General features: G+C 71.5%; 10 protein-coding genes. 5 read left to right on the top strand and 5 right to left on the bottom strand.

Going from position 1 to position 12161, the window contains the following annotated elements; translation table 11 throughout:
* Positions 1-32: 32 nt before the first annotated feature.
* Entirely contained in the window at positions 33-1658 is a 1626-nt protein-coding gene (locus tag AC07DI_RS31810; RefSeq protein ID WP_478907849.1) for a class I adenylate-forming enzyme family protein, read from the bottom strand.
* Between the two features lie 146 nt (positions 1659-1804).
* Here AC07DI_RS31810 and AC07DI_RS31805 point away from each other — a divergent pair, with 146 nt between their 5' ends.
* Complete coding sequence (locus AC07DI_RS31805) at positions 1805-2197, top strand: cupin domain-containing protein (protein ID WP_478907847.1); 393 nt, start codon at positions 1805-1807, stop codon at positions 2195-2197.
* A 101-nt stretch (positions 2198-2298) separates the two neighbouring features.
* Here AC07DI_RS31805 and AC07DI_RS31800 read toward each other — a convergent pair whose 3' ends face one another.
* The gene (locus AC07DI_RS31800; RefSeq protein WP_478907845.1) at positions 2299-5109 is read right to left on the bottom strand and encodes an alpha/beta hydrolase; all 2811 of its coding nucleotides are present in this window, start codon (positions 5107-5109) and stop codon (positions 2299-2301) included.
* Between the two features lie 209 nt (positions 5110-5318).
* Here AC07DI_RS31800 and AC07DI_RS31795 point away from each other — a divergent pair, with 209 nt between their 5' ends.
* The 3 genes from AC07DI_RS31795 (at position 5319) to AC07DI_RS31785 (ending at position 7737) form a co-directional block, all read left to right on the top strand.
* On the top strand, positions 5319-5762 hold the full coding sequence (locus tag AC07DI_RS31795) for a DUF3093 domain-containing protein (RefSeq protein WP_384252640.1): 444 nt from the start codon (positions 5319-5321) through the stop codon (positions 5760-5762).
* Positions 5763-5820: 58 nt separating this feature from the next.
* Positions 5821-7005, top strand: coding sequence for a diaminopropionate ammonia-lyase (locus AC07DI_RS31790; protein WP_478907843.1), 1185 nt, complete (start codon positions 5821-5823; stop codon positions 7003-7005).
* Positions 7006-7296: 291 nt separating this feature from the next.
* Entirely contained in the window at positions 7297-7737 is a 441-nt protein-coding gene (locus AC07DI_RS31785) for a subtilase-type protease inhibitor (RefSeq protein ID WP_478907841.1), read from the top strand.
* 133 nt (positions 7738-7870) lie between these two features.
* Here AC07DI_RS31785 and AC07DI_RS31780 read toward each other — a convergent pair whose 3' ends face one another.
* From AC07DI_RS31780 to AC07DI_RS31770, 3 genes are all read right to left on the bottom strand, one after another.
* Positions 7871-8293 carry a YunG family protein gene (locus AC07DI_RS31780; RefSeq protein ID WP_384252645.1) on the bottom strand — a complete coding sequence of 141 codons (423 nt, stop codon included), beginning with the start codon at positions 8291-8293 and terminating at the stop codon, positions 7871-7873.
* A 33-nt stretch (positions 8294-8326) separates the two neighbouring features.
* A complete protein-coding gene (locus AC07DI_RS31775; RefSeq protein WP_478907971.1) occupies positions 8327-9202 on the bottom strand; it encodes a TauD/TfdA dioxygenase family protein in 876 nt (291 codons plus the stop codon).
* Between the two features lie 285 nt (positions 9203-9487).
* Complete coding sequence (locus AC07DI_RS31770) at positions 9488-10357, bottom strand: SAM-dependent methyltransferase (RefSeq protein WP_384252648.1); 870 nt, start codon at positions 10355-10357, stop codon at positions 9488-9490.
* Positions 10358-10631: 274 nt separating this feature from the next.
* Between AC07DI_RS31770 and lpdA the strand changes: the two genes are divergently transcribed.
* Positions 10632-12035, top strand: a complete 1404-nt coding sequence (lpdA, locus tag AC07DI_RS31765) for a dihydrolipoyl dehydrogenase (protein ID WP_478907838.1) — start codon at positions 10632-10634, stop codon at positions 12033-12035.
* Positions 12036-12161 lie beyond the last annotated feature (126 nt).

The raw sequence follows: 12161 nt of genomic DNA, 5'->3' as shown, positions 1-12161 counted from the left end.
GAAGGCCGGGGGCCGGTGTACGACCGGGAGAACTAGCGCGTCTGCAGGGCCCCGCCCGTCCACGCTGCGCGCAGCGCCTTCTTGTCCACCTTGCCGACCTTCGTCGTCGGCAGCCGGTCGAGCAGGACCGTCTTGCGGGGCGTGTACAGCTCGCCCAGCTCGGCGGTCACCGCCGCGCCGACCGCGTCCGGGTCCACGTCGGCGTCCTCGGCCGTGGCCAGGAAGATCTGCACGGCCTCGCCGTACTCCTCGTCCGGCACGCCCAGCGCCGCAGCGTTGCGCACACCGGGCAGCGTGAGCAGGAAGTCCTCAAGGACGCGGGAGTAGACGTTGTCGCTGGTGCTGCCGGTGACGATGATGTCCTTGGCCCGGTCGACGAGGTAGAGATACCCGTCGGCGTCGAGGTAGCCCATGTCGCCGGTGCGCAGCCAGCCGTCGCGCAGCGCCTCCGCGGTGCGCTCGGGGTCCTCGTAGTAGCCGAGCATGACCGTCTCGCCCCGGACGCACACCTCGCCGACCTGCCTGGCGGGCAGCGCCTCCGTGCTACCCTCGCCCCGGATCTCGATCTGGACGTCGGCGATGGCGCGACCGCAGCTGCGCCAGAGCTCGGGCCGCTCGGCGCCCGCCCAGGCGATCTCCTCGGCGCCGTACGCGGCGATGCCGAGCGCCTCCGACTGCCCGTAGCCCTGGCTGAGTACGGGGCCGAAGAGCTCGACCGTCTGCTGCAGGCGGCTGGGCGAGGAGGCCGCGCCGCCGACGGCGATCCGGCGCAGGTCGGGAAGTGCGCCGGGGACGCACTCCGGGTGGTCGAGCAGCGCGTACAGCATGGGCGGTACGAACATGGTGGCGGTGATCCGCTCGTCGCGCAGCACCTGGAGCGCCGCGCCCGCCTCGAACTCGGGGAGCACGACGAGGACGGAACCCGTCACCAGCGCCTGCAGCGAGGTGAGATGGCCGCTGCCGTGGGTGAGCAGCGTCGCGGCGAGCACTCGGTCCGTGCCCTCGGACATGGCAGGGAAGACCGAGGGGCCTGAGCCCTCCGAGCCGTCCCCCACCAGGTGTGTCAGCACGTCGTAGAGCCGGTGGCTGTGCGCGGCGAGCTTGGGGCGTCCCAGGGTGCCGCCGGTGTAGAGGACGGTGACGGCCTCGTCCGGCTCGGGGGCGGGCACGCCCTCGGGGCGTTCCGTGGGGCACTCGGCCGCCACGGCCAGCAGGTCCGTGCACCGCTGTGCACAGGGGCCGAGGCTGAGCAGCACGGGTGCGTGGACGCTGCGGCCGGCCGCGTCGGCCGCCCGGTCGGCGAAGAGCGGGTCGGTGACCACGGCGCGCGCCCTGGACTGCTCGACCAGCGCGGCGAGTTCGCCCGGCCCCGGCTCCGGCGGCAGGAACACGACGCGGCAGCCGATGAGATGGACCGCGAGCTGCACCAGGACGGAGTCCACGCGGTTGGCCAGGAACAGTCCCACTCCGTCGCCGGGCCCGAGCCCCTGCCGACGAAGGGCGTGCCCCAGGCTGAACAGCCGCCGCCGAGCCTGCCCCCGGGTCAGCCGCTGCGCACCCTGGACGAGCGCCTCGGCGTCCTCGTCCTCGTGCCAGTGCTCCAGGATCTGGTCCACGTACGTCCGCGGCTCGAATGTTTCCCGTGCGTTAACGATCATGAACATATGCAAACATGCCCGGCCGGAGCCGCGGCGTCACGGGGGGCGACTTCGGCCATCGACCGGCGGAGTATTATGCCCCGGCTTGAGGCGGTCGGTCGGCTCGCGGAAGTCGGCGTGGGGAGCGGCTGCTAGCGTCCGGCCACGTGAACGACAGCGTGTATGTGGGCAACGCGGGCAAGGATGCCGCACTCGACCGGGGCTGGGTCCTGGGGCATTTCAAGGAACCCGGCGATCCGCGGCACAGCGAGGCCGTGGAGATCAAGTGGGGTGTTCACCCCAAAGGCGATGAGCGCTTGCGGTGGGTGGAGGGCGAGGAACGCACGGCCCTCCTGGTCCTCATCAGCGGCCGCTTCCGCGTGGAACTCCCCGGCCGCAGCGTACTTCTGGAGCAGCAGGGCGATTACGTCGTGTGGGGGCGCGGGGTCGACCACTCGTGGATCGCGGAGGAGGAGTCGGTGGTGCTGACCGTTCGGTGGCCGTCCGTGCCCGGTTACGCGGTACCGGAGGACGAAGTCGAGGCGCGACCGCTGCCCTGACCCGGGGCAGCAATCATGACGACTGGAAATTGCCGCTTACCCAAGTGGTGGAGCGGTCGACCCGAGGCGGAGGCGCCGGGTCGACCGCTCTTCGGCAGGCGCTACGAGGCGTCCCGCACCGTTCCGGTGACCACCGGGCCCGGCTGTGCCTCCCACCTCTCGTTGTAGACGTAGAGCTGGGCCTTCAGGGATTCGGCCGGTTCCCGCACCCGGTCCTTGACGGTGGGTACGCGCACCTCGGCGCTCTTCTTCCCCGCCGGCACGGTCAGGAACAGGCCCCCGTCCGGGCCGTTCCCCACCTTGGACAGCGGCCGCTCCGGACGCGGCGACACACCGAACTGCTCCTTCAGCCAGCGCGGGTCCATGTCCAGGGTGGACAACTCCTTGCCGCTTTCGACCGGTTGGAAGGAGAGGCTGGCCGTCACGTCCAGATCGACGGGCTCGGACAGCGTCATGCGCCAGGTCAGCGGCTTGCCCTCGGTGACCCGGTCCGCGACGGGCTTCAGCGTGACCTTCGGCATCGGGTCGTCGTTCCGGGCCGTCACCCCGCCGTGGTGGGAGCCGACGACCGCGCCGCGCACCGCCTTGACGAGCGTGTCGTGTGCGACGTCGGAGCCCCAGCGGGTGTTGCCGCGCACCTCGACCGGCACGTCGACACGCTCACCCGCACGCACCGTCACCGTGCGGGGCGCCGCCCCGCCGTCGGCGGGGTCGAGCGGGAAGAGCCGGACCTGGCCGCTGCCCTTGCCCGAGACGGACACCGGCACGCGGTAGGTGCGCACGCCCGAGTCGCCTTCCTCGACGGTCAGTCGGCCGACGTCGACCCGCGGCAGCTCGGCGGGCCGCACCGCGGGGGTGCCGGGGCGCCAGCCCCAGGCGTCCATCAGCCACGCCTTGCCGGAGCCGGTGCGCGGGGTGAGTTCGAGGGACTTCACGTGCTTGAGGTCCAGCTTGCCCCGGACCGCCGCCGACAGCGGTACCCGGACCTCGCGCCCCCAGTAGGAAGCGGTCCGGTCGCTGCCCGGCAGTCCGTCGACCCGGACCCCGCCGAGCTTCGCCCGTCGGCCCGAGGCGTCGACGAGGGACACGTCGAGGCGGGTCCCCGTGGTGTTGGGCGGAACGATCACCCGCAGCGCCACGTCCTTGGCCTTCGCCAGGGAGACCGGGCGCGCCGGACTCACTCGCACCGGTGAACCCGCCCGCGACCAGCTCATGGCCACGGCGTCACGGCCCGGTTCCGGGGCGACCTCCCAGCGGGCGAAGTGCGGTGAGGACCCGGACGCCCCGTCAGGCAGGCAGGCGTGGGCCGCGTCCGCGGCCACCTGGGCGCACACCCGGCCGCCCGTGACCTTCGTCGAGGAGTCCGGCAGCAGCGCCCCCGTGCGGTGCGCGCCGACGGCGTGGGTCAGCACCCGCGCGGGGCCCGCCGAGGGGGCACGCCGGTCCGAGCCGTCGAGGAGGGGACGCACCCGGTCGTCGCCCGCGACGAACAGCCGGGCCGCCGCGGCTATGTAGGTGGCGCCGGCGGCCTGCTGCTGCGAGGCGGTCAGCCGGGTCGCGGTGCCCTTCGAGCAGACCGGGTCGGACCCGCCCTCGGAGGAGAAGTCGTCCTCGGCGGGCGCGCTGGCCTGCCCCGGGGTCCACTCGCTGTTGAAGAAGTTGTGGTTGGCGCCGACCACGTAGGCGGCGCTGTGCAGGGCGGCGCCGCGGCTGACGCCGCGCGTGCCGTCGACGTAGATCTCGCCCTGCAGATCGGACACGTCGCCGTCGCAGCCCGGCAGGATCGTCGTGGAGGGGACGTCGGGGACCGGGTTCTGCCCGAAGACGGTGGGGCCTATCAGGACGTTGCCGCGTATCTTCCAGCGCACCGGTCCGCGGTACCCGTCCTGGTCGGCGGGCGGTCGGTAGAGGCTGTCCAGCGCGGCGCGGTTGACGCCTTCGCCACCCCGGGAGTGTCCGACGAGGAGGACGCGGGACAGGTCCGCCGGTGCGACGGCGCGCACCGCGGCCGGGGCGGTCGACCGCTTGTCGGCCCACTGTGCCCAGCGGGCGAGGTGCAGCCGCACCAGCGACGAACGGGCCTGCGCGCCACCGTCCTCGGCGACGTCGTCCTGGCCGTTGATGCCGTTGGCGGCGATGGACACCGTGACGTACCCCTGCGAGGCCAGGAGCTTCTGGGCGCGCAGGTAGCCCGCGTGGCTCGGCACCGGCTTCGTACCGCCCGTGCAGGGCCAGCCCATGCCCTCCCCGTCCCCCGCGCCGTAGCAGGTGTAGTGGCGGCCGTGCAGGAAGAGGGCCAGCGGCCGCTTGCCGGGCGCGTCGGCGGGGCCGACCACCTTGGCCCGCATCTCCACCGGGGCCGGGAACCCGGGCAGGCGTACCGACTTGAGCGCGTACTCACCCGTGACAGTGCGGTAGCGGCCCGGGACTCCGGGGTCGACCTTGTTCGCGGGCGGAAGCGCCGCGGAGCCCGTCGGCGGCGCGGCGAGGCGACCGCGCGACCGCTCGTCGGCCCCGGCCTCGTCCAGGCGGCGTCCTGCCGCAAGTACCTTCAGCTTCTTGGCGTCACCGAGGCGCGCGCCGTTCAGCGGCAGCCGGAACGAGCGTCGGTCCCGCGCGGCCACGGGGTGGCCGAGGAGCTTGTCGCCCGAGTAGAACTCGATCCGAGCGTCCCCCATGGGCACGGGGTCGGGCGAGGCCCACACGAGCTGTTCGCCCGCGCCCTCACCGGTCAGCCGCCAGCCCTCCGGCAGGCCCTTGCCGTCACTCCCGGCCGACGCGGGCGCGGGAGGCGGGGAGCCGGCGGTCGGCCCGGCCTGCGCTGCGCCCGGCGAGACCGCCGCGAGCGCGAGCACCGCCAAGGCCGTGGTCGCCACGCGTGCGACACCTCTCAACGTGGTCCTCCTCGTCATCACACACATCAGGGCGCACGGACGAACTCATGTGCCCCGCTTACTCCTTCGATGACGGAAAACGATGGCCATGAGTTGCCTCTCGGTACCCATGGGCAGCACGCGCGAGCAAAAATCACGGGCAGCGAGAGACGGGTGACGCACAGGAGAGGGGCGCGCCACGGGAGCCCCCTGCCCGAGGCGGGGGGACTGCCTGCCAGGATGCGGTCATGCACATCTACGAAGAGCGGCTGAGCGTGCCCCGCTCCTGGTGGGGACTGATCGCGCTCGGCGGGGCGGGGTTGGCGGTGGGGGCGATGCCTTTCGGCGTGTTCGCCGCGGTCACGGTGGCCGCGGTCGGCATCGCGGTGTCCGCCGCGATCGTGCACGTACACGGCAGTGTGCGCATCCTCGTGACGCCGGGCTCCCTCGTCATCGGCAAGCGGGTCATTCCCATCGAGGCACTCGGCACGACGGAGATCCTCGACGAGCGCGAGGCCTTCGAGTGGCGCACGGTCAGGGCGAATCCGTACGCGCTGCTGCTCCTGCGTTCCTACGTCCCGACCGCGCTGCGCATCGAGTTGCGCAACTCCTGGGGAGGCGCGCCGTATGTCTATGTGTCGACACGGCAGCCGATGAACCTGGCGGCCGTGCTGGCGTTCTCGCGCGGCTGACCGGCGCGCCGCCGCCTCGCCCTGGACCGGAGCGCCGGCCGACCGCACGCTGGTTTTCGTGATCACACCAGCGACTGACTCCGTGGCCGGATCCCCCTCCCCCCTCCCCTGGTACGCGCGGCCTGCCGCCCGCGCGTGGACGTGCGCCCCGCCTCCGCCGGGCGCCCGGGACTTCCACCTTTCACTGCCCGAGTACGCACCGACCGCACTGCGCGAACTACCCGCGCTCGCACGGGAGTTGTCGGTGACGAGGGTCTTCGTCAAGGACGAGTCGACGCGCCTCGGCCTGCCCGCCTTCAAGGCGCTGGGCGCCTCCTGGGCGATCCACCACATCCTGACGCGCGACGCGAACGACGCGTCAGGGACCGTCGACAACCGGCCGCTGCGACTGGTCACCGCCACCGACGGCAATCACGGCCGGGCCGTGGCCCGCACGGCCGGGCGGCTCGGTCTGCGGGCGCACGTCTTCGTCCCGGACGGCGTGCACCCGGAGGCGGTGACCGCCATCGAGGGCGAGGGCGCAGAGGTCACGCGGGTGTCCGGGTCGTACGACGCGGCGGTGCGGGCGGCGAAGGACGCGGCCGTGACGCCCGGCGCGGTGCTCGTCCAGGACATGGCGTGGGACGGCTACGAGGAGATCCCGGCGCTGGTCGTCGAGGGGTACGCGACCCTGTTCACCGAGGTGGACGCCCAACTGGGCGCCGCGGGCGTGGAGTCGCCCAGCCTGGTCGCCGTCCCGGTGGGGGTGGGGTCGCTCGCCCAGGCGGCCGTCACGCACTACCGCGGCGGACGGACCGCGGGCCCCCGGTCCGGTGGAGCCTCTCCGTCCCTGCTGTCGGTGGAGCCGGTGGGAGCGGCGTGCGTACTGGAGAGCCTTCACGCGGGACGGCTCACGAGCGTGCCGACCGACGTCACGGTCATGGCCGGGCTGAACTGCGGTACGCCCTCCACCCTCGCCTGGCCCGTGCTCCGCGACGGCCTCGACGCGGCGGTCGGCGTCACGGACGCCGACAGCATGTCGGCCGCGCGCGACCTGGCGGACCTGGGAGTCTCGTCCGGTCCGTGCGGCGCCGCCGCCCTGGCCGGGGTGCGCGCCGCACTCACCGGCCGGGGCAGTGATGGCCGCCGCGCCGCGCTAGGGGTCGGCCCCGAGGCGGCTCTCGTACTGATCAGCACCGAGGGCGCGACCGCCGACACACGGCAGCCGGAGGGCCGGACGCGGCACCAATACGTACAAAAATGACGTATTCAGCGATGATTTCCAGTCGATGCAGATCGTCGAAGCCTGAACCAATTTGCGGTTTCCGCAGGTCAGTGGATAGTTCTTGGTTATACCACTGCCAGAAGTCCATATGCTGGACAGGTGGTACGGGGCCACCTCCACCGCTCCTGAGCTGCCCGAACGGGCGTACTAACACCGCTCACCGGACCGGCACATCCGGAAATCGACCATCCGCATGGCATTCACTCTCCGCACCGGTAAGACTCCTCACCGCAGTCATCACCAACCGAATCGATCGAAGGAGAGTCCACCATGCGTCGCACCCTCAAGGCCGTAGGAGCAGCCGCGGCAGCGGCCACCTGCGTCCTCGCCGCGACAGCAGGCACCGCGCAGGCCGAGGCCCCGAAGACCATGAGCCTCTACGCGCCGTCAGCCCTGGTGTTCACGGTCGGCCAGGGCGAGGACGCCGGCTCCGCCACGGTGGAGCGCGCCGTGACACTCACCTGCGCGCCGCGCCCCGGGGGCAGCCACCCCGCGGCGGCGGTCGCGTGCGCCGAACTGAACCAGGTCAACGGTCAGTTCTCCGCGCTGGTCGGCTCCTCGTCCGACGCCATCTGTACCAAGGAGTGGCAGCCGGTCACGGTGACCGCGGCCGGCGTCTGGAACGGCAAGCACGTCGCCTGGTCCAAGACCTTCGCGAACCGGTGTGAGATGAAGGCTGGTCTCGGAGAGGGTGTCGCACTGACCTTCTGAGGGACCAGACCCTGAACCACACTCAGGGGAGTCCCGGTGACCTTTCGTGGGGGAAGGCGGCCGGGACGCGGGGCGGCCCCCGGTGTCGGGCGACACCGGGGGCCGTAGTGTTTCCCCCCACGCGCACCCGCAGCTACGACGTGGCCTGAGCGCCCGGTATCCGGCTGTCCCTGTTCAGCTCGCCGAGTCTGCTCAGGACGCGGGCACGCAGCAGCTCGTACTCCTGGCGGCAGCGGCGGATCTCCGGCGGCCGGACGACGGGGACGCCGTCCGTGACGGTCTCCCCCGGCAGGAACTGGCCGCGGGTGAGGTCGATCTCGCATCCCGAGGCCAGGCGGTTCCACCAGTGGTACCCCGTCCGCTCGCCGTCGACATGGACCTCGCCCAGGAGCAGCTCGCCCCCCAGCAGGTCGTTCAGGACGAGCGCGGTGACGCCGCACTGGTCCCTCTCGGGGTTGTCCGGGGGCCAGCTCTCGCCGGAGCCGGGGTCGGCCGTGTCCGCGCCCCAACTGCCGCGCAGCGCCGCCTCGATGTCGGTGAGTCGCAGTGGTGTCATGCCGACCACCCTCGCATCCACCACTGACAATCCTCAGTACGGTCGGTCGCCCGCGATGGCGACGCGCTCCGCGACGCGGCGGTGCGGGGCGTAGTCGTCGACGGCGTAGTGCTGGGTGGCGCGGTTGTCCCAGAAGGCGACGTCGCCCCGCTGCCAGTGGAAGCGCACCTGGTACTCCGGCACATGGGCCTGACGCACCAGGTAGCCGAGCAGGCGGTCGCTCTCCTCGCGGTCCATGCCCACGATGTGCGTGGTGAAGGAGGTGTTGACGAAGAGCATCCGCCGCCCGGTCTCCGGGTGCGTGCGCACCACGGGGTGAGTGACCGGGGGGAAGCGGTCCTGGAGCGGGGCGAGCTTGTCGGGACCGTAGAAGCGGGCGAAGCCGGGGATGAAGTCGTGCACGGCGTACGCGCCGTCGACGCGTGCCTTGACGGGGTCGGGAAGGTTGTCGTACGCGACCGCCATGTCCGCCCACATCGTGTCCCCGCCGAACGGCGGCACCTCGTGCAGCTGCAACACCGCGCCCAGCGCGGGGCGTTCACGGAAGGTGACGTCCGCGTGCCAGACGTTCTCGTAGGTGGGCGTGGCGCTGCCGCCCTTGTCGAAACGGACGACGTCGTCGGCGGAGCCGCGGGCGAGCAGGGGGTTGGTCTCCAGGTCGCCCCAGTTGAGGGCGAAGGCGCGCTGCTGCTCGGAGGTGATGCGGGCGCCGCGGAAGAAGAGGACCTTCCACTCGAGGAGGGCGCGGTTCAGCTCCTCGCGCAGGGCGGGCGTCAGGGGGCGCGCGAGGTCGACGCCACGGATCTCGGCGCCGATGACGCGGCCCTGCGGCACGACGTCGAGGAGTTCGTAGGGGCGCTCCTGCCAGTCGTCGGGCAGGCGGCGCAGCGTACGGCGGCCCTCGTACATGCCGTCGGCGGGGACGCGGGCTTCGCGCAGAGCTGCGGGCAACGGAGTCTGCGGTGCGGCAGTCATGGGATGTGATCCTTCACAGGGCGGAAACGGGCGGACGGCCGTGCGGAGCGGGGACTCCGTACAGCTAGCGGCCCGATCGCTCGCACCCGCGCCGCCACGGGACGTTGAACGTCCGTACGGCGGCGGTCAGGTGCTGGATCATGGTCGTCATTGTGGGGCGCCGGCCGCTGCGGGTCAACCGTCCGCTGACGGCGCCCGTGGCGACCGGCGGCCACCGGTTCAGGCCTGTCGCTCCTGCCGGGGCTTGCGCAGCACTCCCCCGTACTCGTATATCCCCTTGCTGGACTCGGTCGTGCCGAGGAACGGGGCCAGGTCGGGGTGGACCGGGGCGAGCGGCGGCTGGTCGGGGTCGGGGCGCCAGTCGACGAGGTTGACCACGCCGGGCTCCACCGGTTCGAGTCCTTCGAGCAGTACGTCGACCTCGGCGGGCGTGCGGGTCTGCCAGGGCACGCCGCCGCCTGCGATGTGCGCGGTCATCGCCGCTCCGCGCTCCGGGTCGTCGGCGACGACCTGCGAGAAGCTCAGATGGCTGCCGGGCGCCGCGCGGTCGATGATCGTCCGCAGGATGCGGGCCGGGTCGTCGGCATCGGTGAGGTGGTGCCCCACGGAGAGGAAGAGCACGGCGACCGGCTCGTCGAAGTCGATGAGGCGCGCCACGTCGGGGTGTTCCAGGATCGCCTCCTGGTCGCGCATGTCACCCATGATGACCGTCGTGGACGAGTCGTCGGCGAGCAGGGCGCGGCCGTGCGCGAGAACGATCGGATCGCTGTCGACATAGACGACGCGGGCGTCGGGGGCGAAGCGCTGGGCGACCTGGTGGACGTTGTCGTCCGTGGGCAGTCCGCAGCCCATGTCGATGAACTGGCGGATGCCCGCCTCGCGCGTCAGATAGCGCACCACGCGGAAGAGGAATTCGCGGTTCTGTCGGGCGATGTCGACGACCTCGGGGAACGAGGGCACGGTGGAGAGGATGAACTTCCGGTCCACCTCGTAGTTGTCCTTGCCGCCCAGCATCCAGCCGTAACCGCGCGCCGAGGTCGGCACGTCATAGGGAATCGACATCGTCTCGGGCTGGTTCTCACTCTCCACGGCGCGTTCTCCACCTCTCCCACGACATGTACGGAACGTGTTCCTGCGGCGACACTATCCGGTGATCCACGTTCGGGTGAACCTACTGGCGAATCTCCAACACACTTGCGGGGAAAGGCGGTTGGCGGTTGCCGCTACCCCCGTGTGCGTCCTGGGCAGCGGTACGCGCTGTGGCGTGTCCCACCCGCCGCCCCCCGGGCGCTCCGGATGACGGATGATCGTGGCGAGAGCCATCCGCACCACCGGACCCGTACCACCCAGAGAGGACCTCCCCATGGAAGACCGCTTCGACGTCGTCGTGCTCGGAGCAGGACCCGGCGGCTACGTTGCCGCCATCCGCGCCGCCCAGCTGGGCAAGCGGGTGGCAGTCGTCGAGGAGAAGTACTGGGGCGGTGTCTGCCTCAACGTCGGCTGCATCCCGACGAAGGCGCTGCTGCGCAACGCCGAGCTCGCCCACCTCTTCACGCACGAGCAGAAGACGTACGGCATCAAGGTCGACGGGCAGGTGTCCTTCGACTACGGCGAGGCGTTCAGCCGCAGCCGCACGGTCGCGGACGGCCGGGTCAAGGGCGTCCACTTCCTGATGAAGAAGAACGGCATCACGGAGTTCGACGGCCGGGGCACCTTCCTCGATGCGAACACGCTGCGGGTCGCCAAGTCCGACGGCACGACCGCCACGATCGGCTTCGACAACTGCATCATCGCCACCGGTGCCACGCCGCGTCTGCTGCCCGGCACGAGCCGCAGCGAGCGGGTCGTGACGTACGAGGAGCAGATCCTCGCCGACACGCTGCCGCGCTCCATCGTGATCGCGGGCGCCGGCGCCATCGGCATCGAGTTCGCGTACGTCCTGCACAACTACGGCGTGAAGGTCACCATCGTCGAGTTCCTGGACCGTGTCGCGCCGCTGGAGGACACGGACGTCTCCAAGGAGCTGGCCAAGCAGTACCGCAAGCTCGGCATCGACGTCATGACCTCGACCCGCGTCGAGTCGATCGACGAGTCCGGCGAGCAGGTCCGGGTGACGGTCACGGGCAAGGACGGCAAGGAGCAGGTCCTGGAGGCCGACAAGGTCCTCCAGGCGATCGGTTTCGCGCCGAACGTCACCGGCTTCGGTCTCGAGGCGACGGGCGTGGCGCTCACCGAGCGCGGCGCGATCGACGTCGACGGCCGTTGCCGTACGAACGTCCCGCACATCTACGCCATCGGCGACGTCACCGCGAAGCTGATGCTGGCGCACACCGCCGAGGCCATGGGCGTCGTCGCCGCGGAGACGCTCGCGGACGCCGAGACGATGGAACTCGACTACCCGATGATCCCGCGCGCGACGTACTCGCAGCCGCAGATCGCCAGCTTCGGCTGGACGGAGGCGCAGGCCAAGGAGAAGGGCTTCGACGTCAAGGTCGCGAAGTTCCCCTTCCAGGCGAACGGCAAGGCGCACGGCCTGGGCGACACCGTCGGCTTCGTGAAGATCATCAGCGATGACACGCACGGCGAGATCATCGGTGCCCACCTGATCGGCCCCGACGTGACCGAGCTGCTGCCCGAGCTCACCCTGGCCCAGCAGTGGGACCTCACCGTCCACGAGGTGGCGCGCAACGTCCACGCGCACCCGACCCTGGGCGAGGCCGTCAAGGAAGCGGTGCACGGCCTGGCCGGACACATGATCAACTTCTGAGGCGGCGCCGGGCGCCCCGCCGGAACGCGAACGACCGGAATCCGGTGGTTCGAGTGGCGGGGCCGCCCGGTCCGGCCGATGCTGGGCGGAACACGACTGATGTGCCTCGGGGGCGAGGAGAGGCAG

The sequence above is a fragment of the Streptomyces sp. NPDC044106 genome (assembly GCF_056433985.1).
Note: the sequence above shows the minus strand (reverse complement) of the source record. Positions and strands in the feature narration are given on the sequence as shown.